Here is a 24,382-nt window from a genome sequence, read left to right as displayed (position 1 = left end):
GCTCACAGTAGTGCGCGGGTCAGATTCGTCACCGCCACTTGACCACCGAACCCCGTCGAGTAATCTGGTTGTCGTCGCGAAGGACATCCGGACGAGGCGCACCGTACCCGGCGAGCGAAAAGACGGTGCGAACCTGAGGAGGTTCGCATCATGGCATGGATCGTTCTGATCGTCTCCGGCGTTCTCGAGGCCGTCTGGGCCACCGCACTCGGCAAGTCCGAGGGCTTCTCCAAACTCACGCCGTCGATCGTCTTCGGCGTCGCGCTCGTCGCCAGCATGGCCGGGCTCGCGTACGCCATGCGCGATCTGCCCACCGGCACCGCCTACGCGGTCTGGGTCGGCATCGGCGCCACCCTCACGGTGGTCTACGCGATGGCCACAGGCGAGGAGTCCGCGTCGCTGGTCAAGGTCGTCTGCATCATGGCGATCGTCGGCGGCGTCGTCGGCCTCAAGCTGGCCCACTGACCGTCGCGCGGGCGTGCTCCCGCATCCGGGCGGTGCCGCCGTACGTCGCCACCCGCAGCACCCATTCGACGGGGCCGTACCGGAACCGCCCGGTGTACCAGCGCGCGACGGCGAGCTGCAGGACGAAGACGGCCGCGGCGAAGGCGAGCACTGCACCGTCGGACCACCTTCCGGCCTGCGCGAACCCGTAGCCCGTGAAGACGACGGCCGCGATCAGCGACTGCGACAGGTACACGGTGGCGCTGATCCGGCCGGCGGGCGCGAACGCGTCGGACACCACCGGGCGTGCGTGGATGATCCGCAGGAAGGTGGCGGCGTACGCGGCTGCGAGCAGGGGGCCGGAGACGTAGCCGAGCGCCTCGGTGTGCGGGATGCGCAGCAGCACCGGGAGAATCGAGAGCGGTAGGCCGAGTCCGAATCCGATCGCCTGCGCCCGCGGCAGGTGCGGGAGGTAGCGGGCCGGGTCCTCGAACAGGCGCACCTTTCCGGCGGCGAGGCCGACGAGGAACAGCGGCAGCACGTTGAGCAGGCCGAAGACCACCATCGGGGCCAATCCCGAGAGCCAGTAGTCGAGCCGGTACGCGGCGGCCCGCCCCCATCCCGCGCGGATCGCGTCGAGCGCTGCGGCGTGCCCCTGGTCCGCCGAGCCCGTGACGACCCGGGCCACCGTGAGGCCGGTGAGAAGGAGCAGGCAGCCCGCGTACAGCGCCGTCGCCAGTCGGAGGGCGGAGCGTGGGCGTATCCGGCTGAGCGCCAGCAGGGCGATCCCGATGACGCCGTAACCGAACAGCACGTCACCCGTGAACAGCAGGACCGCGTGGAGTGCGCCGATCACCGCCAGTGCCGCGAGCCGGCGGGCCGTTCGGGCCCGCGCGCTCGCCCCGTCGCGCTGCGCCGACCGGAACTGCAGGGTCAGCGAGTACCCGAATAGAAAGGAGAACAGCACGTAGAACTTGTGGTGGAAGAGCACGTCGACGAGGTCGCGAACGACGCCCGGTCCGAAGCCCTCGGGGTCCGCCATGAGGCCGATGTTGACGACGAAGATGCCACCCAGGGCGAAACCGCGCAGCGCGTCCAGCGGCGCGATGCGGTCGTCCGCCTCGGTGATCGTCGACATGCCGTGACCGTACGGTCCGGCAGGCGGGCGCCGCCTCCGTGAAGACCCGGAGATCGACCCCCACGTCGGCTCAGGCCGCGCGTGCCGCCAACCGGCCGGCCGGATCGAGCACGGTGTCGACGGTGCCGTGGCGCGCCTCGGCGCGGTCGACGGCCGTCGCCCACTGCTCCGGATCGGCGAGGTCCGCCACGAGCGCGTAGACGTCACCGGAGAGCACGGAGACCACGTCCCGGAAGTTGGTGCCCACCGCGGTCACCCGGTTTCCCGCCGCGGAGAGCTCAGCGACCAGTCGTGCCGTCGCGTCGGTGCCGTCCAGCACCACGATCACGCATTCGGTTGCCTTCGTCATCATCGACTTCCTTTCGCCGTCTGACGAAGACGTTAGGCTGCGAAACCGCTTCGTGCGCTGCCGAAAGGCTGTGAGTTCGTCAACAGTGCGTTAATTCCCGGGTTCGGCGAGCCCCATGGCCACGCCGTCGAGGATGTCGTGCTCGGAAACGGTGAGCTCGGTCACGCCGACGGTGGCCAGCCGCTCGGCGAGCCGCATCGCCACCAGCGCGCCGCCGCCGATCACGTCGGCGCGACCGGGGTGCATCGGGCCCAGAGCCAGGCGCTCCGCGGAGGTCATCCCCACCAGCCGGCGGCACAGCGCGACGAGATCGCCGAGCGGCACCCGCGAGCCGTGGATCAGTGCGGGGTCGTACTCGGTGAGGCCGTGTGCCAGCGCGGCCAACGTCGTGAAGGTCCCGGCCACGCCGATCCAGGTGCGGACGCCGTCCAGCGGCACGACGGCGGTGGCCTCGTCGAGGGCGGCGTCGATGTGGAAGGTCGCCTCCGCCACCTCGGCGGCGGTCGGCGGGTCCGCGTGCAGCGCACGCTCGGTGATCCGCACGCAGCCGATGTCGGCCGAATAGGCGCGCGCGACGGCGCCTCCGGAGCCGACGACGAGCTCCGTCGAGCCTCCGCCGAGGTCGACCACGAGGGCCGGGTCGTCGGCCGACAGCCCGGCGGTGGCGCCGCGGTAGGAGAGCTCCGCCTCCTCGGTGCCGGCGATCACCTCGGCGCGCGCACCCGGCGTGATCCGGCCCAGCGCGGCGGCGGTGAGGTCGAGGAACGCATCACGGTTGGACACGTCGCGGGCGGCGGAGGTGGCGACCATGCGGACCCGGGTCGCGCCCAGTTCCAGTGCCGTGGAGACGTAGTCGTCGAGCGCCACCCGGACGCGCTCGAGTGCCTCGGCGGCGAACTCGCCCGTGGCGTCCACGCCCTGACCGAGCCGGACGATCCGCATGTCGCGGTGCAACTCCACGAGTCCCGCGTCGGACGCGCGCGCGACGTACAGGCGGATACTGTTGGTACCGCAGTCGATCGCCGCGACGATCAGGGGATTCACTCACCACCCCAGGGGAACCGGGGCTCCGGCCAGTCGGCCGGGATCGCGCTCCCCCGCAGGCCCGCTGCCGCCGCGAGGGCGACGGCCTCGTCGCCCAGCCAGACGACCCCGGGACCCTCGGCGAGCGCGTAGGCGATGAGCACGTGCAGGCACTTCACCCGGTCCGGCATGCCGCCGCCGGTAAAGTCGGTGCCCAGATCCTCCAGGGCGTTGCGGGATTCGAGGTAGTGCCGGTGCGCCGCGCCGTAGTTCTCGGCGATGGCCTCGTCGGAGGCGAGCAGTGCCTCCATCTCGCGCATCACGCCCGCGCTCTCCTGCCGGCTGGCCTCGGCGGTGAGCCGCGGATCCGTGAGGTAGTAGAGCGTGGGGAAGGGCGTACCGTCGGGCAGCCGCGGCGCGGTCTTGACCACCGCGGGCTCGCCGTCCGGGGTGCGGTAGGCGATGGCGAGCACGCCGCGGGGCTCCCGGCCCAGCTGCGCGGCGACCCGGTCCAGATCCTCCTGAGCTACTGCGTCGCTCATCAGTGCGGCACCGCGATCGTGCGCCAGACATTGGTGTACCAGGGGTTCTGCTTCGCCTGCTCGGCCTCCACCTGCTCGGGGGTCGGCTTCGGCGCGCCGGGCACCTGCACGCGGTAGGGCGTCTCACGGGGCATCACGTACTGCAGCCGGATCCGGGCCTGCGCCTTGACGTACTCCGGATCGTCCTGCAGGCGCTTCTGCTCCTCGAGCCGCGCGATGTCGGCGATCAGCTGAGCGTGCTCGGCCGCGACCTTCTCCTCGCGCGCCTGCTCGGACATGTACGTCCGGACCGGCACCGCGAGGGTGAGGGCGAGGACGCACAGCACGAGGAACAGCACGACGGTCCGCCCCGCGCTCCGTCCGTCCGCACGGGCATCGCCGCCCGACGGGCTGCGCACGAGGCGGGACCTACTGCTCACTTCGGCTGTGCTCCTTCGACTCTCGGTGTACTGCGGGGACTAGCTGGTGAACTCGAAGCGGGGGAAGGCGGTGTCGCCGGCGTACCGTGCGGCGTCGCCCAGCTCCTCCTCGATGCGCAGCAGCTGGTTGTACTTCGCGACCCGCTCCGACCGCGCCGGGGCACCGGTCTTGATCTGGCCCGAGCCCACCGCGACCGCCAGGTCGGCGATGGTGGTGTCCTCCGTCTCACCCGAACGGTGACTCATCATGCTCTTGTAACCGTTGTTGTGCGCCAGCGCCACCGCGTCCAGCGTCTCGGTGAGGGTGCCGATCTGATTGACCTTCACCAGCAGCGCGTTCGCCGCACCGCGGGCGATACCGTCCTCGAGCCGCTCCGGGTTGGTGACGAACAGGTCGTCGCCGACGAGCTGAATCTTGTCGCCGATCGCGTCCGTCAGGTCGACCCAACCCTCCCAATCATCCTCCGAGAGCGGATCCTCGATCGACACCAGCGGGAACTCCCCGATCAGCTTCGCGTAGAACTCGCCCATCTCCGCAGCACTGAGCACCTTGCCCTCGAACCTGTAGCCCTCCGGCGTGTAGAACTCCGTCGCCGCCACATCCAGCGCCAGCGCCACATCCGAGCCGAGCGTCAGCCCGGTCTTGGCGATGGCCTCCGAGATCAGCTCCAACGCCTCCCGGGTGCCGGCGACCGACGGCGCGAAACCACCCTCATCGCCCAGGCCCGTGTTCAGCCCCTTGCTCTTGAGCACCGACTTCAGCGCGTGATACACCTCCGTGCCCCAGCGCAGCGACTCCTTAAAGGTCTCCGCACCGATCGGCGCGACCATGAACTCCTGCACATCCACACCACTATCGGCATGCGCGCCGCCGTTGAGGATGTTCATCATCGGCACCGGCAGGATGTGCGCGTTCGGGCCACCGATGTACCGGAACAACGGCAGCGCCGCCGACTCCGCCGCCGCCTTCGACGCCGCCAGCGACACCCCCAGCAGGGCGTTCGCCCCCAGCCGGCTCTTATCCGGGGTGCCGTCCAGATCCAGCAGGGTCTGGTCGATGATCCGCTGCTCATCCGCGGGGATGCCGATCACCTCCGGGGCGATCACCTCCAGGACGCCCTCAACGGCCTTCGTCACACCCTTGCCGCCGTACCGCTCACCACCATCCCGAAGCTCCACAGCCTCATGCTCACCGGTCGACGCACCCGAAGGCACCGCCGCACGGGCGAAGCTGCCATCGGCCAACACGATCTCCACCTCCACCGTGGGGTTACCACGGGAATCGAGGATCTCGCGGGCGCCTACCTGGATGATTTCGGACACGGTCTCTCCTTATGCACTGGCCGAGCTCGGGGGCAACTCAGCAGCCAGCCTAGTGCCCGGCACCCGCGACACGAAGCCCGGCGCGCACGAAGTCCCGATCACACTGATCGGATCCACTCATACCTGGAGCGGACGGCGCTACCCTGCGGTCATGTCCGTCCCGGTGCTCGACCTCGCTCTCCTCGACACCGACCCCGCGCAGTTCGACGGTGCCGTTCGCGCCGCCGCGCACGACGTCGGCTTCTTCTACCTGACGGGCCACGGGCTGCCGCCGGAGCGCATCGACGAGGTACTGGACGTCGCCCGCGCCTTCTTCGCGCTTCCGCAGGCCGAGAAGGACGCGATCGCGATGACGAACTCGCCGCACTTCCGCGGCTACACCCGCCTCGGCGGGGAGTTCACCCGCGGCGAGGTCGACTGGCGCGAGCAGATCGACCTGGGTCGGGAGGATCCGGCACCGTCGGGCCCCGGGCCGGACTACCTGAACCTGCTCGGCCCGAACCAGTGGCCGGCGTCCCTGCCCGAGCTGCGCGCGGTGATGGAGCGGTGGGACGCGGACCTGTCGCGGATCTCACTCGCGCTGTTGCGGGCGTGGGCGCGCTCGCTCGGCGCCGATCCGCACGTCTTCGACGAGGCCTTCGCCGATCGGCCGGCGACGCTGATCAAGGTCGTCCGCTACCCCGCGGGGACGGACACCGAGCAGGGAGTGGGGGCGCACAAGGACTCGGGAGTGCTGACCCTGCTGCTGGTGGACCCCGCGTCGCAGGGGCTGCAGGTGCTGCCGCCCGGGGCGGCCGAGTGGGTGGACGTGCCGCCGCTGCCCGGCGCGTTCATCGTCAACATCGGGGAGATGCTGGAGGTGGGCTGCGACGGCTACCTGCACGCCACCGAGCACCGGGTGCTGAACCGGAGCACCGGCGCCGATCGGATCTCCGTGCCGTACTTCTTCAACCCGTCGGTCACGGCGCGCATGCCGCACCTGCCGCTCCCCGCGGACCTGCGGACGGGCGTCTCCGTCGATCCGGACAATCCGATCTTCGACACCTACGGTGAGAACGCCTGGAAGAGTCGCCTGCGAGCGCACCCGGACGTGGCGGCGCGGCACTACCCGCAATCCGCTTCGTAACCCGACCGGCGTCCCTATCGTGGGGACCATGACCGGCGCTGCCCCGCTCGTCCTCGTCTACAGCTCCAACGCGCGGCACCGCGCGGAGATCACGGCCGCCCTGGGTTCCCGCCCCGCGCCGGACAGACCCCCGATCACGGTCCTCGAGGTCGCGACCGCGCCGGCCGTGATCGCCCGGCTCGACGAGGGCGGCGTCGCCCTGGTCGTGCTCGACGGGGAGGCCGCCCCGGCCGGCGGGATCGGACTGGCCCGGCAGGTGCGCGACGAGATCGAACCGTGCCCGCCCCTGCTGGTCATCACGGCCCGGCGCGCCGACGGCTGGTTGGCACGGTGGTCCCAGGCGGACGACTGGGTGAGTCACCCGCTCGACCCGTTCGAGCTGGCGGGCGCCGCCGGGCGGCTGCTCGCGACCGCGACGCTCTGAGAATCAGACACGCTCGCCCCAAAAGCCCACCCCGATCACACGTTGGACATATAGTCGTGATGTAGCTCACAACTTCACTCAGGGGAGCCTAACCGGTTCTGCTGACGGGGATTTCGCATACACCGCGAAGGGAGCACCGCCGTGAACCTGTACGTGCCCATCCTGGTACTCGGGGCGATCGCGGCCGCCTTCGCGGTGTTCTCCGTGGGCGTCGCCCGGTTCGTCGGGCCGCGCCGGATCAACCGCGCGAAGCTCGAGGCCTACGAGTGCGGCATCGACCCCTCGCCCACGCCGGCCTCGGGCGGCGGCCGGTTCCCGGTGAAGTTCTACCTGACTGCCATGTTGTTCATCATCTTCGACATCGAGATCGTCTTCCTCTATCCGTGGGCAGTGCACTTCGACGTGCTGGGCACGTACGGGCTGCTCGCGATGGCGCTGTTCCTGGTGAACGTCACGGTCGCCTACGTGTACGAGTGGCGTCGGGGGGGACTCAGTTGGGACTAGAAGACAAGGTTCCCGGTGGTTTCCTGCTGACGACGCTCGAGGGCGTGGCGGGGTACGCGCGGAAGGGATCGCTGTGGCCGGCCACGTTCGGCCTGGCCTGCTGCGCCATCGAGATGATGGCCACCACCGGTCCCCGCTTCGACATCGCCCGGTTCGGCATGGAGGCCTTCCGCGCCTCGCCCCGGCAGGCCGACCTGATGATCGTCGCGGGCCGGGTCAGCCAGAAGATGGCGCCGGTGCTGCGGCAGGTGTACGACCAGATGGCGGAGCCGAAATGGGTCCTCGCCATGGGGGTCTGCGCCAGCTCCGGCGGCATGTTCAACAACTACGCGGTGGTGCAGGGCGTCGACCACGTGGTGCCCGTGGACATCTATCTCCCCGGCTGCCCGCCGCGTCCGGAGATGCTGCTCAACGCTCTGCTGGCGCTGCACGAGAAGGTGGCCGAGACGCCGATGGGCGTGAACCGCGAGACCGCGCGCCGCGCTGCGGAGGAGGCGGCGCTCGCCTCGCGCCCCACCATCGAGTTCAAGGGCCTGTTGCGATGACCGACTCCCCCGAGCTGCCCGAGCCCGGCGGCACCGTCGAGCCCGCGGCGCCGCCGCCCGACGTGGTGCGCACCCGCACCGGCATGTTCAGCGGCGGCACCGGCGACACCTCCGGCTACGGGCGGATCACCCGCCCCGTCGCGATGCCGGGGCCCGGCGAGGAGCCCCTCCCCGAGGGGTACGACGGGGTCGTCGCGGGCCTGCGGTCGGCGCTGGACCGGTCCGACGGTGCCTCCTTCGCGGAGTACGTCCGCGCGGTGGTCGTGTACCGCGGCGAGGTGACGCTCCGGGTCCCGCGCGAGCACGTGGTGGCGGTGGCGCGGCTGCTGCGCGACGAGCCCGCGCTGCGGTTCGAGATGTGCCTGGGCACCTCGGGCGTGCACTTCCCCGAGGACGCCGGCGCGGAGCTGCGCGCGGTCACGCACCTGCAGTCGATCACGCACGGGCGCCGGCTGCGCCTCGAAACCTCCTGCCCCGATGCCGATCCGCACATCCCGTCCCTGTTTCCCGTCTACCCGACGACGGACTGGCACGAGCGGGAGACGTACGACTTCTTCGGCATCGTCTTCGACGGGCACCCGTCGCTGACCCGGATCGAGATGCCGGACGACTGGGAGGGCCATCCGCAGCGCAAGGACTACCCGCTGGGCGGCATCGGCGTCGAGTTCCACGGCGCCGAGGTCTCCGCGCCCGACACCCGGAGGTCGTACTCGTGACCACCGACTACACCGAGTTCACCGCCATGGGGTCCGACTGGGACGACATCGCCGCCGAGGCGATCGGCCAGGAGCGGATCGTGGTGAACATGGGCCCGCAGCACCCGTCGACGCACGGGGTGTTGCGCCTGGTACTCGAGCTCGACGGGGAGACGGTGACGGAAGCGCGGTGCGGGATCGGATTCCTGCACACGGGCATCGAGAAGAACCTCGAGTTCCGCACCTGGACACAGGGCACCACTTTCGTCACCCGGATGGACTACCTGGCCCCGCTGTTCAACGAGACCGCCTATTGCCTCGCCGTGGAGAAGCTGCTCGGCATCACCGAGGAGATCCCCGAGCGCGCGACGGTCATCCGGGTGCTGCTCATGGAGCTCAACCGCGTCACGAGCCACCTCGTCGCGCTGGCCACGGGCGGCATGGAGCTGGGCGCGGTCTCCCCCATGCTGCGCGGCTTCGAGATCCGCGAGCAGATCCTCGACGTCTTCGAGACCATCACCGGACTGCGGATGAACCACGCCTTCATCCGTCCGGGCGGCGTCGCGGCCGACCTGCCCGACGAGGCGATCCCGCAGATCCGCGAGCTGCTGCGGACGCTGCCGCCGCAGCTGGCGTCCATGGCGTCGATGCTCACCGAGAACCCCATCTGGATCGCGCGCACCAAGAACATCGGCTACCTGGACCTCACCGGCTGCATGGCGCTGGGCATCACGGGACCGGTGCTGCGGTCGACGGGCCTGCCGCACGACCTGCGCCGCAGCGAACCCTACTGCGGCTACGAGGACTACGAGTTCGACGTGATCACCGACAGCGGGTGCGACTGCTACGGCCGCTACCTGATCCGGGTGCTGGAGATGACCCAGTCGCTGCGCATCGTCGAGCAGTGCCTCGACAAGCTGACGCCCGGGCCGGTGATGATCGAGGACGCCCGGCTCGGGTGGCCGGCGGACCTGAAGGTCGGCCCCGACGGCCTGGGCAACTCGCGCGCGCACATCGCGGAGATCATGGGCGAGTCCATGGAGTCGCTGATCCACCACTTCAAGCTGGTGACCGAGGGCTTCGCCGTTCCGGCCGGGCAGGTGGCCGTCTCGGTCGAGGCGCCGCGGGGCGAGCTGTTGGTGCACGCCGTGAGCGACGGCGGCACCCGGCCGTACCGCGTGCACTTCCGCGACCCGTCGTTCACGAATCTGCAGGCGGTGGCGGCGATGTGCGAGGGCGGGATGGTCTCCGACGTCATCGCGGCCGTGGCCAGCATCGACCCGGTGATGGGAGGGGTGGACCGATGAGCGAGCCCGTCTTCCTCGAGTTCGGCGCGCGGCCGCAGGAGAAGGTGCAGCTGTACCGGGCGGGGGCGCCCACCGAGTACCCCGCGGCCGTCGCCGAGCGCCTCGCGGCGGACGCCGCACAGCTCATCGCCCGGTACCCCGAGAAGCGGTCGGCGCTGCTCCCCCTGCTGCACCTGGTGCAGTCCGAGGACGGCTACATCACCCCGGCGGGCATCGAGTTCTGCGCGGCCGCACTGGACCTCACCGCTGCCGAGGTGGTCTCCGTGGCCACCTTCTACTCGATGTACCGGCGCGGCCCCACCGGCGAGTACCTGGTCGGCGTCTGCACCACCACGTTGTGCGCCGTCCTCGGCGGCGACGCGATCCTCTCGTCGCTGTGCGAGCACCTCGGGATCGACCCCGGCGGCACCACGCCCGACGGTCGGGTCACCGTCGAGCGGATCGAGTGCAACGCGGCGTGCGACTACGCCCCCGTCGTCATGGTCAACTGGGAGTTCTTCGACGACCAGACGGTGGCGAGCGCCCGCGACCTCGTCGACGCGCTGCGCTCCGGCCGGCCACCGTCGCCGACGCGCGGCGCCCCGCTCGTCTCCTTCCGCGAGACCGCCCGCCTGCTGGCCGGTTTCGACGATACCCGGCCCGGGGCGGTCTCCGCCTCCGGCGCCGGCGGCGCCCCGACGATGGCCGGCCTGCAGGCCGTGCGGGAGGCGGAGTCATGACCGCGCACCTCACCCCCGTGCTCTCCGCCCGCTGGGGCGACCCCGAGCCCTGGACCCTCGCCTCCTACCGTGCGGCGGGCGGGTACGAGGGGCTCGACCGAGCGCTCGCGATGACGCCCGACGAGGTGATCGGGCTGGTGAAGGACGCGGGCCTGCGGGGCCGCGGCGGCGCCGGCTTCCCGACGGGCCTGAAGTGGAGCTTCATCCCCCAGCTGCGCGACGGCGAGGCCCCCAAGCCCGGCGCCGACAAGCCGCACTACCTCGTGGTGAACGCCGACGAATCCGAGCCCGGCACCTGCAAGGACATGCCGCTCATGTTCGCCACGCCGCACACGCTGATCGAGGGCGTCATCATCGCCTCGTACGCGATCCGAGCACGTCAGGCGTTCATCTACGTCCGCGGCGAGGTGCTGGGCGTGCAGCGACGGCTGCGCGCTGCCGTCGCCGAGGCGTACGCGGCGGGCTACCTCGGCAAGCCGATGGGCCCCAGCGGATTCAGCCTGGATCTCGTCGTGCACGGCGGCGCCGGCGCGTACATCTGCGGCGAGGAGACGGCGCTGCTGGACTCGCTGGAGGGCCGGCGCGGGCAGCCCAGGCTGCGGCCGCCCTTCCCCGCCGTCGCGGGCCTCTACGCCTCGCCCACGTGCGTGAACAACGTCGAGTCGATCGCCAGCGTGCCGGCGATCCTCGCCCGCGGCGCCGAGTGGTTCCGCACCATGGGCAGCGAGAAGTCGCCCGGGTTCACGCTGTACTCCGTCTCGGGGCACGTCGTGCGGCCCGGGCAGTACGAGGCGGCGCTCGGGGTCACGCTGCGCGAGATGCTGGAGCTCGCCGGCGGCGTCCGCCCCGGGCACGAGCTGAAGTTCTGGACGCCCGGCGGCTCGTCGACCCCCCTGCTCACGGCGGAGCACCTCGACGTGCCGCTCGACTACGAGGGCGTGGCCGGCGCCGGGTCGATGCTGGGCACCAAGGCCCTCCAGGTCTTCGACGACACCGTCTGCGTCGTCCGGGCGGTGCTGCGCTGGCTCGAGTTCTACGCGCACGAGTCCTGCGGCAAGTGCACCCCGTGCCGCGAGGGCACGTACTGGCTGGTGCGGCTCCTGCGCCGGCTGGAGGAGGGCGAGGGACGCGCCGAGGACCTGGACACCCTCGCCGAGGTGGCCGACGGTGTGCTCGGCAAGGCCTTCTGCGCGTTGGGCGACGGTGCCGCGAGTCCCATCCAGAGCTCGCTGCAGTACTTCCGCGAGGAGTACGAGCGGCACGTCGCCGAGGGCGGCTGCCCCTTCGACCCCGCGGAGTCGATGCGCGAGGCCCCGGTCCCCGGAGGTGCGCGATGACCGCCCCCGAGCCGGTGAAGGCCACCATCGACGGCATCGAGATCGAGGTCCCCCCGGGCACTCTCGTGATCCGCGCCGCCGAGGAGCTGGGGATCGCGATCCCCCGGTTATGCGACCACCCCCTGCTCGCCCCGGCGGGGGCCTGCCGACAGTGCCTCGTGGACGTGGAGGGCCAGCGCAAGCCGCTCGCCTCCTGCACCACGACGGTGACCGACGGGATGGTGGTACGCACGCAGGCCACCTCCGCCGCCGCGGCCGGCGCCCAGCGCAGCGTGATGGAGCTGCTGCTGGTGAACCACCCGCTGGACTGCCCGGTGTGCGACAAGGGCGGCGAGTGCCCACTGCAGAACCAGGCCATGTCCGCCGGCCGCGCCACGTCGCGCTTCCCGGCCGCCGACAAGCGCACCTATCCCAAGCCGATCCCCCTCTCGGCGGAGATCGTGCTCGACCGCGAGCGGTGCGTGCTGTGCGCGCGCTGCACCCGCTTCTCCGACGAGATCGCCGGCGACGACTTCATCGAGCTCATGGATCGCGGTGCGCTGCAACAGGTGGGCGTCGCGGGCGACCAGCCGCTCGACTCCTACTTCTCCGGCAACACCGTGCAGATCTGCCCCGTCGGAGCGCTCACCAACACCTCCTACCGATTCCGGGCGCGGCCCTTCGACCTGACCTCCACCCCGTCGGCGTGCGAGCACTGCGCGAGCGGCTGCGGCCTGCGCGTGGACCACCGCCGCGGGGAGGTGCTGCGCCGCCTCGCCGGCGACGATCCCGAGGTCAACGAGGAGTGGAGCTGCGACAAGGGGCGCTGGGCCTTCACCTACGCCGCCGCGCCGGACCGGCTCACCACGCCCCTGGTGCGCGGCGCCGACGGCGTCCTCGCCCCGACCTCGTGGCCGCAGGCGATCGCGGCGGCGGCGGAGGGGCTGACCGGCCGGGCGGCGGGTGTGCTCACCGGTGGGCGCGGCACCGTCGAGGACCTGTACGCCTACTCGGCCTTCGCGCGCATCGCGCTGCGCACCAACGACATCGACTTCCGGATCCGGCCGCACAGCGCGGAGGAGGCGTCGTTCCTGGCCTCCGGCGTGGCGGGCGGGGTCTCCTACGCCGACCTCGAGACCGCGCCGGTCGTGCTGCTCGCGGGCTTCGAGCCCGAGGAGGAGTCGCCGATCGTGCACCTGCGGCTGCGGAAGTCGGTGCGGGCCGGCGGCACCCGGGTGTTGTCGATCGCCCCGTTCGCCTCCCGCGGCCTGGGCCGCCTCGACGGCGAGCTCCTCACGTGCGCTCCCGGCGGCGAGGCCGCGACCCTCGCCGAGCCCACGCTGGCGCAGCGATTGTCGGCGCCCGGCGCCGTGATCCTCGTGGGCGAGCGGCTCGCCGAGACCCCCGAGGCCCTCGCCTCGGCGGCGGCGCTCGCGGCAACCTCCGGCGCCCGGCTGGCGTGGATCCCGCGCCGCGCGGGCGAGCCCGGCGCGATCGCGGCGGGGGCGCTGGCCGGGATGCTGCCCGGCGGCCGCCTCACCGCGAACTACGCCCACCGCATGGAGGTCGAGGCGCTGTGGGGCGTCACCCTGCCCGACGGCCCCGGCCGCGACACCGCCGGGATCCTCGCCGCCGCCGCGTCCGGCGACCTGCCCGCCCTGGTGTGCGGGGCGGTCGACATCGGCGACCTGCCCGACCCCGACGGGGCGCGCCGCGCCCTTGACGCCGCCTTCGTGGTGAGCCTCGAGCAGCGGGAGTCCGAGGTCACCGCCCGCGCCGACGTGGTGCTTCCCGTCGCCACTGTGACGCAGCGCGCCGGCACCTTCCGCAATTGGGAGGGCCGCGACCGCTCCTTCGCGGCGGCGCTCCCCTCGCCCGGTGCCCTCACGGACGCGCGGGTCCTCGCCGTCCTCGCGCAGTCGATGCGCGCCGACCTGGGCTTCACCGACGCCGACGGTGCCGCCGCCGCCCTCCGCACGCTGGGCTCGGTCCGGCCGCCACGCCGCCCCGTCGCCGGGCGCCCCGGCACCGTCGGCGTCCCCGGCGACGGCGAGGCACTGCTCGCGACGTGGCGGCAGCTGCTCGACCTGGGGCGCGGTCAGGACGGGGAGCCCGATCTCGCGGCGACGGCGAGGCGGCCCGTCGCGCGGATGTCGGCGGCGACGGCGACCGGCATCCTGGCCGCGGACGGCGCCGACGTGTCCATCTCCACCGACCGCGGCACGATCACGCTGCCGCTCGAGGTGACCGACATGCCCGACGGGGTGGTGTGGGTGCCGCGGAACTCGCCCGGCAGCGCCGTCGGCGAGACGCTGGGCGTCGGATGGGGCGCCGTGGTGGGGATCGGGGTGGCGCGATGACGCTCGCCCTCGGACCGCACGACCCCGTCGACCTCTCCACCTTCGGCCGCGATCCGTGGTGGCTGATCCTGGTCAAGGCGGTCGCGATCTTCGCCTTCCTGGTGCTGACGGTGCTCGCCGCGATCCTCATCGAGCGCAAGGTGATGGCCCGGATGCAGCACCGGTACGGGCCGAACCGGGTGGGCCCCTTCGGCATCCTCCAGTCGCTCGCGGACGGCATCAAGCTGGCGCTCAAGGAGGGCATCACGCCCTCCGGGGTCGACAAGCCCGTCTACCTCCTCGCACCGATCATCGCCACCATCCCCGCGTTCATGGCGTTCGCCGTGATCCCCTTCGGCCCGCAGGTCTCGGTGTTCGGGACGTGGACGCCGTTGCAGCTCACCGATCTTCCGGTGGCGGTGCTGTACGTCCTCGCGATCACCAGCATCGGCGTGTACGGCATCGTGCTGGCCGGCTGGTCCTCCGGCTCCACCTATCCGCTGCTCGGCGGCCTGCGCTCCACCGCCCAGGTGATCAGCTACGAGGTCGCGATGGGCCTGAGCTTCGCCGCCGTCTTCCTGTACGCGGGCACGATGGCCACGTCGGGCATCGTCGCGCGCCAGGAGGGCACCTGGTACGTCTTCCTGCTGCTGCCCTCGTTCGTCGTGTACGTGGTCTCGATGGTCGGTGAGACGAACCGCGCGCCCTTCGACCTGCCCGAGGCCGAGGGCGAGTTGGTGGGCGGCTTCCACACCGAGTACAGCTCGCTGAAGTTCGCGATGTTCATGCTCGCGGAGTACGTCAACATGACCACCGTCTCCGCACTCGCCACCACGCTGTTCCTCGGCGGCTGGCACGCGCCGTGGCCGCTGAACATGTGGGACGGCGCGAATTCCGGCTGGTGGCCGGTGGTCTGGTTCGTGGGCAAGGTGTGGTGCTTCCTGTTCGCCTTCATCTGGCTGCGCACCACGCTGCCGCGGCTGCGCTACGACCAGTTCATGCGGTTCGGCTGGCAGCTGCTGATCCCGACCGCGCTGGCCTGGGTGCTGGTCGCCGGCGCGGTGCAGGCGTGGGCCCTCGCCGGGCACTCGACGACGGTGCTGGCGCCCGCCGTCTCGCTGCTCTTCACCCTCGCCGTGCTCGCCGTCCTGGTGGTGCGGCACCGTCGGCAGAAGGCTCCCGAGCCCGGCCCGGATCCCGAGACCTTCTCGCTGCCCTTCGATCCGATGGCCGGCGGCTTCCCCGTGCCGCCCCTGCCGGGCCAGTACCTGTCCGAGCCCGCCCGGCGAGCCCTGCCGCGCGAGGCCGAAGCGAAGGAGGCCTCCCATGGCTGATCCCCTCGGGCTCAGCGGATTCGGCGTGACCCTGCGGACCATGTTCACCAAGCCCGTCACCGAGAACTATCCGGAGGAGCGCTCGCCCACCGCCGGCCGGTATCACGGGCGGCACCAGCTGAACCGGTACGCCGACGGGCTCGAGAAGTGCATCGGCTGCGAGCTGTGCGCGTGGAGCTGCCCCGCGGACGCCATCTACGTGGAGGGCGCCGACAACACCGAGGAGGAGCGGTACTCCCCCGGCGAGCGCTACGGCCGGACGTACCAGATCAACTACCTGCGGTGCATCGGCTGCGGCCTGTGCGTGGAGGCCTGCCCGACGCGCGCGCTGACGATGACGAACGACTACGAGATGGCCGACCGCGATCGCGGCGCGCTGATCTACGACAAGGACGACCTGCTCGCCCCGCTGCACGAGGGCGAGGTGCCGCCGCCGCACGCGATGCGCGAGGGCCTCACCGCGACGGACTACTACAGGGGGGCGGTGGACGAATGACCGGGGAGGAGTGGGCGTTCTGGATCGTCGCGGTGCCCGCGGTGGTCTTCGCCCTGGGCGTGGTGCTGGCCTCCAAGGCCGTGTACTCGGCGTTGTGCCTGGCCGCCACCATGATCCTGCTCGCGATCCTCTACATCTCCCAGGGTGCGACCTTCCTCGGCGTCGTGCAGATCGTGGTCTACACCGGCGCGGTGATGATGCTGTTCCTGTTCGTGGTCATGCTGGTCGGCGTCGACTCCTCCGACTCACTGGTGGAGACCCTGCGCGGGCACCGGATCGGCGCCGCCGTCGCCGGTCTCGCCTTCGGAATGCTGCTCATCGGCCTCGTGGCCCGGGCCTCGCTCCGGGACGTCGGCGCCGGGGCCGGGGCCGCGCAGGGAGCGGGATCGGGCGAGTACCCGCCGAACTCCGTGGAGGCCCTGGCCGACACCGTCTTCGTGCGCTACCTGTGGGCCTTCGAGCTCACCGCCGCGCTGCTCATCACCGCCACGCTGGGCGCGATGATCCTCGCCCACCGGGAGAAGCTGGCCACCGCGCTCAGCCAGCGCGAGCAATCGATCCGCCGGTTCCGCGAGGGCCGCCGCGCCACACCGCTGCCCAACCCCGGCGTCTACGCGCTGGGCAACGCCGTCGACCTGCCGGGCCGGCTGCCCGACGGATCGCCCGCGCTCGACTCCGTCAACCACACGCTGGCCCCGCGCGTGCCGGGCGAGCGGCGCGCGCTCCCCGACCGGTCCCCGTCGCTCGACGACGACGTTCCGCACGCGCTCCGCGACGAGGAGGTGACGCCGTGAACCCGCATCTCTACCTGTACCTCGCCGCGCTGCTGTTCGCGATCGGCTCCGCCGGCGTCCTGCTGCGCCGCAACGCCATCGTGGTGTTCATGTGCGTCGAGCTGATGCTCAACGCCGCGAACCTCGCGCTCGTCAGCGCGGGCCGGATGCACGCCGTGCCGCACGGGCAGGTGCTCGCCTTCTTCACGATGGTCGTGGCCGCCGCCGAGGTGGTGGTGGGCCTGGCGATCATCATCGCGATCTTCCGGGTCCGCAAGTCCGTGTCCGTCGACGAGCCGCACCTGCTGAGGCGGTGACCGGTGACCGTACTCATCGCGGCTCTGCCGCTGATCCCCCTCGCCGGAGCGGCGGTCCTGCTGCTCGGTGGGCGGCGGACGAACGCCTGGGGGCACCTGTTCGGCACCGCGGTGGCGGCGCTGTCCTTCGTGGTCGCGGCCGTCGCCTTCGGCCTGCTCCTGGCCCGGGACGGCGCGGACCGATCGGTGGGCACCGTGCTCTACCACTGGTTCTCGGGCGGCGACCTCTCGGTGGACCTGGCCTTCCGCCTGGATCAGCTGTCGGTGTGCTTCGCGCTGTTGATCACCGGCGTCGGCACGCTGATCCACGTCTACTCGATCGGCTACATGGAGGCCGACCCGGGCCGGCGCCGGTTCTTCGGCTACCTCAACCTGTTCCTCGGCGCGATGCTGGTGCTGGTCCTCGCGGACGACCTCGTGGTGCTCTACCTCGGCTGGGAGGGCGTGGGTCTCGCGTCGTACCTGCTCATCGGCTTCTGGCAGCACAAGCCCTCGGCGGCGACGGCCGCGCGGAAGGCCTTCATCGTGAACCGCGTCGGCGACATGGGCCTGGCGCTGGCGGTGGCGGTCACCCTCATGACCTTCGGCACCACCACCTTCGGCGAGTTCCTCCCCCGCGCCGGTGAGGCCGGCGAGGGCGTGCTCACGTGGCTCGGGCTGCTGCTCCTGCTGGCCGCGTGCGCCAAGTCGGCGCAGGTGCCGCTGCAGAGCTGGCTCGGCGACGCGATGGAGGGCCCCACTCCGGTCTCGGCGCTCATCCACGCCGCGACGATGGTCACCGCCGGCGTCTACCTCATCGTGCGCACCGGCCCCGTCTTCGAGGCGGCACCGGTGGCGCAGGGCTTCGTGCTCGCCGTCGGCGCGGTGACGCTGCTCTTCGGCGCCGTGATCGGCTGCGCGAAGGACGACATCAAGAAGGCCCTCGCAGCGTCGACCATGAGCCAGATCGGCTACATGGTGCTCGCCGCCGGGCTCGGACCCGCGGGCTACGCCCTCGCGATCGCGCATCTGTTGGCGCACGGCTGCTTCAAGGCCGGCCTGTTCCTGGGCGCGGGCTCGGTGATGCACGGGATGAACGACGAGACGGACATGCGGCGGTACGGCGGCCTCGCGAAGGTCATGCCGGTCACGGCGGTCACTTTCGGCCTCGGCTATCTCGCGATCATCGGCGTCCCGCCGCTGTCGGGCTTCTTCACCAAGGACGGGATCATCGAGGCCGCGCTGGGCCGCGGCGGCTTCTGGGGCGTCGTGCTGGGCGGCGCCGCGGTCCTCGGCGCGGGGATCACGGGCTTCTACATGACGAGGGTGATGGTGCTGACCTTCTTCGGCGCGCGCCGATGGCGCGAGGGCACGCATCCGCACGAGTCGCCGCGGGTGATGACGGGGCCGATGGTCGTGCTGGCGCTCGGCAGCGTCGGCGCGGGCGCGCTCCTGGTGATCGGCGGCACGCTCTCCGACTTCCTCGCTCCCGCCGTCGGATCCGCGCCCGAGGCGCACCACGCGATCCCCGCGTGGGCGGTCACGCTGCTGGTCCTCGGCGCCGTCGCGATCGGCGTCGCGGTGGCGGTCCGCCTGACGCGGACGGTGCCCGTGGAGGCACCGCCGGCGGTGAGTGCCCTGACGCGCGCGGCCCGCAAGGACCTGTACGGCGACGCCCTCAACGAGGCCGTCTTCATGCGCCCCGGGCAGGCCGCCACGGACGCCCTGCTCGTGGCGGAGCGCAAGGGCATCGACGGCGCGGTCGACGCGATCCCCGCGGGCGTGCACCTCGGCTCTCTCCTGCTGCGGCGGTCGCAGACCGGGTACGCGCGCAGCTACGCGCTGACCATGCTGGCCGGGACGGCGGTGCTCGTCGGCGCCGCGGCGGTGTGGCTCTCATGAGCGCGCCGTGGCTGACGCTGCTCTGGGCGGCGCCCGCGGTCGGTGCCGTCGCCGCCGCGGCCGTGCCCCGCGCCGCGCGCTGGATCGGGCTGGCGGCGGCACTCGTCGCGCTGGTGATCGGCATCGGGCTGGCGTTCGCCTTCGACCCCGCGGGCGGCTTCCAGTTCGTCGAATCGCATTCCTGGATACCGTCCTTCGGCGCGGGCTACCGCCTCGGGCTCGACGGGACCGGGCTGGTGCTGGTACTCCTCACCGCCGCCCTGCTGCCGGTCCTGCTGCTCGCCGCCTGGCGCGAGACCGCGCCCGAGAGCGCACGCGCCGGCACCTACGTCGCGCTCACGCTCGCGGTCGAGGCGATGGTGCTCGTCAGCTTCGTCACCACCGACGTGCTGCTGTTCTACCTGGTCTTCGAGGCCATGCTGATCCCGCTGTACTTCCTGCTGGCCGGGTTCGGCGGCACGGAAAGCGATACGGCGGTCCGCACCCACGCCGCCGTGAAGTTCCTGCTCTACAACCTCGCCGGCGGACTCGTGATGCTGGCCGCGGTGGTCGGGCTGTACGCCGCGTCCGGCACCTTCGACCTGCGCGCCCTGCTCGACGGTGCGCGGCCCGGCCCCGGCATCGCACAGGACCTGATGTTCCTGGGCTTCCTGTTCGCCTTCGCGGTGAAGGCGCCGCTGTGGCCGCTGCACACGTGGCTGCCGGGCGCGGCGGTGCAGACGAATCCCCCGACGGCCGTGCTGATGATGGCGATCGTCGACAAGGTGGGCACCTTCGCGATGCTGCGCTACTGCCTCACGCTGTTCCCCGACGCCGCGGCCCGCTTCGCGCCGTGGGTGGCGGCGCTCGCGGTGATCGGCATCGTCTACGGCGCGATCCTCGCGATCGGGCAGTCCGACGTGATGTCGCTCATCGCGTACACGTCGATCAGCCACTTCGGCTTCATCATCCTCGGCGTCTTCGCGCGCACCGGCGACTCGCAGGCCGGTTCGGTGCTCTACATGGTCAACCACGGCGTCGCGACGGCGGCCCTGTTCCTCACCGCCGGCGTCCTGGTGGCCCGCCGCGGGAGCCGCCGGATCGGCGACTTCGGCGGCGCCTGGTCCCGGGCGCCGAAGCTGGGGGCGATCTTCCTCATCGCGGGCCTCGCGACCCTGTCGCTGCCCGGGCTCGGGCCGTTCGTGTCCGAGCTCCTCGTCGTGGTCGGCACCTACCCGCGGTGGGCGGTCGCCGCGATCGTCTCGGTGGTCGCGCTGGTGCTGTCGGCGATGTATGTGCTGTGGACCTACCAGCGGATGTTCACGGGGCCCGTGCCGGAGGAGGTGGAGCGCACCGTCGACGATGCGCGGCCGGGTGAGCTGGTCGTGCTGGTCCCGCTGGTCGTCGCCCTGTTCCTGCTGGGCTTCTTCCCCGGACCCGCGCTGGACGCGATCAACCCGTCGGTCTCGCCCACGGTCGCGGAGGTCGCCCGATGAACCCGTCGATCGAGTACGCGCAGATCGCGCCGGCGCTCATCGTCTTCGTGGCCGCGATCGTCGGCGTGGTGGTCGAGTCGTTCGCGCCCGCGGCGGTCCGCGCCCGGGTGCACGCGGTGCTCGGCGGGAGCGCCGTGCTGGCGGCGCTGATCGCCGTGGCGGTGCTCGCGGACACCGGCGAGCGCCCGCGCGCGGTGCTCGCCGGTGCGGTCGCCGACGACGGCCTCTCCCTCGCGCTGCAGGGGTTGCTCCTGATCTCGACGCTCCCGGCGCTCGCGCTGATGGTGGCGCGCTACGACTCGTTGACGCACACCGAGGCGGTGCCGCTGACGCTGTTCGCGCTCGGCGGCATGCTGGCGTTCGTCTCGGCGCAGGACTGGCTGACGCTGTTCGTGGCGCTCGAGGTCTTCTCGCTGCCGCTGTACCTGCTCTGCGCGTTGGCGAAACGGCGCGGGCTGCTGCCGCTCGAGGCGGCGCTCAAGTACTTCCTGCTGGGCGCGTTCAGCTCGGCGATCCTCCTGTTCGGCATCGCCCTGCGCTTCGCGGCGACCGGCTCCACGTCGATCGCGGCGGTCCCGCGGGACGCGGTGTTCGGCACCCTCGGGGCGGCGCTGATCGGCGTGGGCCTGCTGTTCAAGGCCGGCGCCGTGCCCTTCCACTCGTGGGTGCCGGACGTCTACCAGGGCGCGCCGACGCCGGTGACCGCGTTCATGGCGGCGGCCACGAAGATCGCGGCGTTCGGCGTGATCGTGCGGCTCACCCTGGTCGCCTTCCGGGACGTGCCGTGGCGCCCGGTGGTCGCGGCGGTCGCCGTCGTCACCGTCGTGGTCGGTTCGGTCATCGCGGTCACGCAGTCGGACGTCAAGCGCCTGCTCGCCTATTCGGCGATCGCACACACGGGCTTCCTGCTCATCGGCGTCTTCGCGGGGACGGTCCGCGGGACGGGCGCGGTCTGCTTCTACCTCGCGGTCTACGGGCTCAGCACGGTCGGCGGGTTCGCGGTCGCCGCGGCCGTCCGCGAGACCCGGGCCGACGGCACCACCGCCGAGGTGGCGGAGCTGGACCGGTGGGCCGGCCTGGGCCGGACCCGCCCCCTGCTGGCGGGCGCTATGGCCCTGTTCCTGCTCTCGTTCGCCGGGATCCCGCTCACCGGCGGGTTCGCGGGCAAGTTCGCGGTGTTCGCGGCGGCGGCGCAGCGCGGCGGCGGGTGGCTCGTCGTAGTGGGTGTGCTCGCCAGCGCGCTGGCGGCGGTCTTCTACATCCGGGTGATGATGACCATGTACTTCGCACCCGCCCACGAGTTCGCGCCCGATGTGCCGCGGGTGGATCCGCTCACCGGTTTCGCGATCGGGCTCGGCGTAGTGGCGGTGATCGCGCTGGGTGTCTTCCCGCAGCCCCTGCTGGACCTGTTCGCCGATCTCACGGTGTTCACCGGGCGGTAAGTAGAATCGTCACTCATGAGTGACAAGCCGCTTCCGTTCAGCAACGGCCTGCAGTTGAAGTCGATGGGCGCCGTCCTGCTGCTGGTGCTCGGCGTGCTGATCTGGCGGCTGACCGATGCGACCACGACGACCGCGCGCGTGCTGTACATCGCCGCCATCGTCTTCGAGCTGCTGTTCTTCGTGGGCCTGATCTTCGCGAGCCGGTTCATCAAGAACCAGCACGACAAGGCCGAGGCCGCGTACCGGGCGCAGGTGGCCGCGCAGGCCGAGGCCGCGCGCAAGCCGTCCGGGGAGGACGGGGCCGCGCCCGAGCCCGGCCCGACGGACGCTCCGTGACCTCCTCCGCGGCCAAGCCGAACCGCGCGCCCGGCGCGCCGGTGCGGAAGCGGATGCCCGCCGCCGAACGCCGCAACCAGTTGGTGGACACGGCGCGCTCGGTGTTCGCCGACCGCGGCTACGAGGCGGCGACGATCGAGGAGGTCGCCTCGAAGGCGGGCGTCTCCAAGCCCGTCGTCTACGAACACTTCGGTGGCAAGGAGGGCCTGTACGCGGTGGTCGTGGACCGCGAGATGGAGATGGTCCTCGAGGTCTTCTCCCGGGCCCTGCTCGAGGACCGCTCCAAGACGCGGATCGAGCAGATCACCCTCGCGCTGCTCACGTACGTCGAGGAGCGCGCCGACGGCTTCCGGATCCTCACCCGCAACAGCTCGGCGGAGCACACCGGCGGCTATTCGACGCTACTCAACGACCTGGTCAGCCAGGTGGAGATCCACTTGGAGAGCGAGTTCGAGAACAAGAACCTCGACCCCGGCCTCGCACCGCTGTACGCCCAGGCCCTGGTCGGCATGGTCGCCATGACCGCGCAGTGGTGGCTGGAGGTCCGCGACCCGCCCAAGGAGGCGGTGGCCGCCCACATCGTCAACCTCTCCTGGTACGGCCTCATCGGCCTCAAGGAGAACCCCGTCGCCATCGAGCCGAGCCAGCTGGGCGGGCCCGACACCGTCGAACCCGCCCCCGGGGACTGACTACCGGGGCCCCGCCCCGATCGGCGCGCCGACCAGCGAGGCGAGGACGGTGCCGATGGCCTGGCCGAAGGTGCCGATCGCCGCGGGCTCGAGCCCGCTGCTGAAGACGTTGCGGATGTCGCAGCCCGACGGTGCCGGGCCGGTCGAGTCCATGCGCTGCTTGAGCCAGTCGAACGCGCCGCCCGCGCCGGTCACCACGACGGTGCCGTGCGTGGTCATGAGCTGCTTGACCGGGTTCGGCGGGAACTCCTCGCGGCGGTAGGTCACGGACGCCCCGCCCCTGCAGTAGGAGTTCACGAGCTTGTCGGTCCCCGTGATCGGGGCGACCTCCTCCGTGATGCCGTTGTAGACGTACGCGGGCACGGTCGGGACCCGGCCGCTCACGCCGCGCTCGCGAATGGTCTTGGCGATGATCGGGATCCGCAGCACCTCGTCGACCGGCTTGGTCAGCATCCGGTTGTAGTCGAACCACAGGTTGGCCACGACGTTCTGCGGCATGCAGTGCCGGCGGGTCTCGTTCACGCGCGCCCGGCCCTCAGGGGTGAGCACCTTGTCGAGGGCGCCGCGGAACTCCTCGGAGTCCTTACCGAGCGCGGAGAGGGCGAGCGGAATGAGGCCCGCGAGCAGCGACGTGTTCACGGCCTTGAGCGAGGCCTCGAGGTCGCGCTCCGGCGCACCGAAGGCGGCTCCGCGGATGTTGAGCTCCGGCGCGTAGGTCGGGTGCTCCTCGATGGTCCAGCTGCTGGCGATCGCGCCGCCCGAGTAACCCCACAGCGTGACGGGGGTCTTCGCGCTCAGCCCGAGGCGGGAGAAGTTCTCCACCGCACGGATGCCGTCGAGCACGGCCCAGCCCGGCTGGCGCGGGGTGAGGAAGCGGTCGTCGCCGCCGCCGTGGTCGGGCATCGCGACGGCCCAGCCCTCTTGCACGCCGAGGCCGGCGAAAAGCAGCTCGGCGGCGGGCATGCCGAAGGTGAGCGGGCCCTCCTTCGCGGCCAGGTCGATGGGGCCGCCCTTGGTGGTCGAGTACGAGGACTGGCAGATGCGCAGCGTCGAGTCGGCGGCCGCCTGATAGGAGAGCAGCTTGGTGGGCTTCTTGCCGCGCGGCACCATCACCGTGGTCACGCTGAGATCGGGCTCGCCGTTCATGCCCGTGGTCCGGTAGGCGAGCTGCCAGGCGTCCACGTTGAGGGGCATCACCTGCAGCGAGCGGATCGACGTGGTGCGGGTGCGCACGATCTCGCCGGGCTTGAGTGACGCCAGGTCCGCGGGGCGGTCGTAGAAGGCGTCGGCGGGCGGTGCCGGTTCGACGAGGGGCGGCAGCGCCCGGGCACTCGGGGCCGTCGCGAACCCGGTCGCGATCACGAGGACGGCGCCGATCAGCGCCGCGAGGGCACGCGATCCCATCCGGAACGCTGATGTTTCATTC

Annotated in this window: 26 protein-coding genes and 1 riboswitch; of the genes, 19 read left to right on the top strand and 7 right to left on the bottom strand. The window is 71.6% G+C overall.

The window, feature by feature from the left end; translation table 11 throughout:
- Positions 1-65: 65 nt before the first annotated feature.
- Positions 66-132: riboswitch (guanidine-III (ykkC-III) riboswitch) on the top strand.
- Positions 133-150: 18 nt separating this feature from the next.
- Positions 151-465 (top strand): DMT family transporter, encoded by a 315-nt coding sequence (locus ACM9LD_RS16190; RefSeq protein WP_068524399.1) that lies wholly within the window; start codon positions 151-153, stop codon positions 463-465.
- Here the strand turns inward: ACM9LD_RS16190 and ACM9LD_RS16185 are convergent.
- From ACM9LD_RS16185 to eno, 6 genes are all read right to left on the bottom strand, one after another.
- Positions 449-1,582, bottom strand: a complete 1,134-nt coding sequence (locus tag ACM9LD_RS16185) for a DUF418 domain-containing protein (RefSeq protein ID WP_415677611.1) — start codon at positions 1,580-1,582, stop codon at positions 449-451. The genes ACM9LD_RS16190 and ACM9LD_RS16185 overlap by 17 nt on opposite strands.
- Positions 1,583-1,652: 70 nt before the next feature.
- On the bottom strand, positions 1,653-1,931 hold the full coding sequence (locus ACM9LD_RS16180; protein WP_415677610.1) for a hypothetical protein: 279 nt from the start codon (positions 1,929-1,931) through the stop codon (positions 1,653-1,655).
- Between the two features lie 90 nt (positions 1,932-2,021).
- Positions 2,022-2,975: a Ppx/GppA phosphatase family protein gene (locus ACM9LD_RS16175; RefSeq protein WP_415677609.1), complete on the bottom strand. Its 954-nt coding sequence runs from the start codon at positions 2,973-2,975 to the stop codon at positions 2,022-2,024.
- Entirely contained in the window at positions 2,972-3,496 is a 525-nt protein-coding gene (locus tag ACM9LD_RS16170) for a DUF501 domain-containing protein (protein WP_415677608.1), read from the bottom strand. Before ACM9LD_RS16170 ends, ACM9LD_RS16175 begins: the two co-directional genes overlap by 4 nt.
- Positions 3,496-3,915, bottom strand: a complete 420-nt coding sequence (locus ACM9LD_RS16165; protein WP_415677607.1) for an FtsB family cell division protein — start codon at positions 3,913-3,915, stop codon at positions 3,496-3,498. The genes ACM9LD_RS16170 and ACM9LD_RS16165 overlap by 1 nt, the downstream gene beginning before the upstream one ends.
- Positions 3,916-3,954: 39 nt before the next feature.
- Positions 3,955-5,238 carry a phosphopyruvate hydratase gene (gene eno / locus ACM9LD_RS16160; protein WP_415677606.1) on the bottom strand — a complete coding sequence of 428 codons (1,284 nt, stop codon included), beginning with the start codon at positions 5,236-5,238 and terminating at the stop codon, positions 3,955-3,957.
- A gap of 151 nt (positions 5,239-5,389) precedes the next feature.
- Between eno and ACM9LD_RS16155 the strand changes: the two genes are divergently transcribed.
- The 18 genes from ACM9LD_RS16155 (at position 5,390) to ACM9LD_RS16070 (ending at position 22,956) form a co-directional block, all read left to right on the top strand.
- Positions 5,390-6,364, top strand: coding sequence for an isopenicillin N synthase family dioxygenase (locus ACM9LD_RS16155; protein ID WP_415677605.1), 975 nt, complete (start codon positions 5,390-5,392; stop codon positions 6,362-6,364).
- A gap of 28 nt (positions 6,365-6,392) precedes the next feature.
- A complete protein-coding gene (locus ACM9LD_RS16150; protein WP_415677604.1) occupies positions 6,393-6,788 on the top strand; it encodes a DNA-binding transcriptional response regulator in 396 nt (131 codons plus the stop codon).
- Between the two features lie 141 nt (positions 6,789-6,929).
- On the top strand, positions 6,930-7,292 hold the full coding sequence (locus ACM9LD_RS16145) for an NADH-quinone oxidoreductase subunit A (protein ID WP_068524392.1): 363 nt from the start codon (positions 6,930-6,932) through the stop codon (positions 7,290-7,292).
- Complete coding sequence (locus ACM9LD_RS16140) at positions 7,283-7,837, top strand: NuoB/complex I 20 kDa subunit family protein (RefSeq protein ID WP_415677603.1); 555 nt, start codon at positions 7,283-7,285, stop codon at positions 7,835-7,837. The genes ACM9LD_RS16145 and ACM9LD_RS16140 overlap by 10 nt, the downstream gene beginning before the upstream one ends.
- Complete coding sequence (locus ACM9LD_RS16135; RefSeq protein ID WP_415677602.1) at positions 7,834-8,553, top strand: NADH-quinone oxidoreductase subunit C; 720 nt, start codon at positions 7,834-7,836, stop codon at positions 8,551-8,553. Before ACM9LD_RS16140 ends, ACM9LD_RS16135 begins: the two co-directional genes overlap by 4 nt.
- 26 nt (positions 8,554-8,579) lie before the next feature.
- On the top strand, positions 8,580-9,839 hold the full coding sequence (locus ACM9LD_RS16130) for an NADH-quinone oxidoreductase subunit D (RefSeq protein ID WP_415677700.1): 1,260 nt from the start codon (positions 8,580-8,582) through the stop codon (positions 9,837-9,839).
- Positions 9,836-10,558: an NADH-quinone oxidoreductase subunit NuoE gene (gene nuoE, locus ACM9LD_RS16125; protein ID WP_415677601.1), complete on the top strand. Its 723-nt coding sequence runs from the start codon at positions 9,836-9,838 to the stop codon at positions 10,556-10,558. Before ACM9LD_RS16130 ends, nuoE begins: the two co-directional genes overlap by 4 nt.
- Complete coding sequence (nuoF, locus tag ACM9LD_RS16120) at positions 10,555-11,895, top strand: NADH-quinone oxidoreductase subunit NuoF (protein ID WP_415677600.1); 1,341 nt, start codon at positions 10,555-10,557, stop codon at positions 11,893-11,895. The genes nuoE and nuoF overlap by 4 nt, the downstream gene beginning before the upstream one ends.
- Positions 11,892-14,234, top strand: a complete 2,343-nt coding sequence (locus ACM9LD_RS16115; protein WP_415677599.1) for an NADH-quinone oxidoreductase subunit G — start codon at positions 11,892-11,894, stop codon at positions 14,232-14,234. The genes nuoF and ACM9LD_RS16115 overlap by 4 nt, the downstream gene beginning before the upstream one ends.
- The gene (nuoH, locus tag ACM9LD_RS16110; protein ID WP_415677598.1) at positions 14,231-15,547 is read left to right on the top strand and encodes an NADH-quinone oxidoreductase subunit NuoH; all 1,317 of its coding nucleotides are present in this window, start codon (positions 14,231-14,233) and stop codon (positions 15,545-15,547) included. The genes ACM9LD_RS16115 and nuoH overlap by 4 nt, the downstream gene beginning before the upstream one ends.
- Entirely contained in the window at positions 15,540-16,043 is a 504-nt protein-coding gene (nuoI, locus tag ACM9LD_RS16105; protein WP_415677597.1) for an NADH-quinone oxidoreductase subunit NuoI, read from the top strand. Before nuoH ends, nuoI begins: the two co-directional genes overlap by 8 nt.
- Entirely contained in the window at positions 16,040-16,837 is a 798-nt protein-coding gene (locus ACM9LD_RS16100; protein ID WP_415677596.1) for an NADH-quinone oxidoreductase subunit J, read from the top strand. Before nuoI ends, ACM9LD_RS16100 begins: the two co-directional genes overlap by 4 nt.
- Entirely contained in the window at positions 16,834-17,133 is a 300-nt protein-coding gene (gene nuoK / locus ACM9LD_RS16095; RefSeq protein WP_415677595.1) for an NADH-quinone oxidoreductase subunit NuoK, read from the top strand. Before ACM9LD_RS16100 ends, nuoK begins: the two co-directional genes overlap by 4 nt.
- Before the next feature lie 3 nt (positions 17,134-17,136).
- Entirely contained in the window at positions 17,137-19,014 is a 1,878-nt protein-coding gene (gene nuoL, locus ACM9LD_RS16090) for an NADH-quinone oxidoreductase subunit L (protein ID WP_415677594.1), read from the top strand.
- Positions 19,011-20,489 carry an NADH-quinone oxidoreductase subunit M gene (locus ACM9LD_RS16085; RefSeq protein ID WP_415677593.1) on the top strand — a complete coding sequence of 493 codons (1,479 nt, stop codon included), beginning with the start codon at positions 19,011-19,013 and terminating at the stop codon, positions 20,487-20,489. Before nuoL ends, ACM9LD_RS16085 begins: the two co-directional genes overlap by 4 nt.
- The gene (gene nuoN, locus ACM9LD_RS16080; protein WP_415677592.1) at positions 20,486-21,931 is read left to right on the top strand and encodes an NADH-quinone oxidoreductase subunit NuoN; all 1,446 of its coding nucleotides are present in this window, start codon (positions 20,486-20,488) and stop codon (positions 21,929-21,931) included. Before ACM9LD_RS16085 ends, nuoN begins: the two co-directional genes overlap by 4 nt.
- A gap of 15 nt (positions 21,932-21,946) precedes the next feature.
- Positions 21,947-22,267: a hypothetical protein gene (locus tag ACM9LD_RS16075; RefSeq protein WP_415677591.1), complete on the top strand. Its 321-nt coding sequence runs from the start codon at positions 21,947-21,949 to the stop codon at positions 22,265-22,267.
- 53 nt (positions 22,268-22,320) lie between these two features.
- Positions 22,321-22,956: a TetR family transcriptional regulator gene (locus tag ACM9LD_RS16070; protein ID WP_415677699.1), complete on the top strand. Its 636-nt coding sequence runs from the start codon at positions 22,321-22,323 to the stop codon at positions 22,954-22,956.
- Here ACM9LD_RS16070 and ACM9LD_RS16065 read toward each other — a convergent pair whose 3' ends face one another.
- Positions 22,957-24,360, bottom strand: coding sequence for a lipase family protein (locus ACM9LD_RS16065; RefSeq protein ID WP_415677590.1), 1,404 nt, complete (start codon positions 24,358-24,360; stop codon positions 22,957-22,959).
- Between the last annotated feature and the right edge of the window lie 22 nt (positions 24,361-24,382).

Source organism: Tsukamurella hominis, assembly GCF_965137015.1.
GTDB lineage: Bacteria > Actinomycetota > Actinomycetes > Mycobacteriales > Mycobacteriaceae > Tsukamurella > Tsukamurella hominis.
The sequence above is the reverse complement of the archived record's forward strand: the minus strand, read 5'-3'. Positions and strand labels throughout refer to the sequence as shown.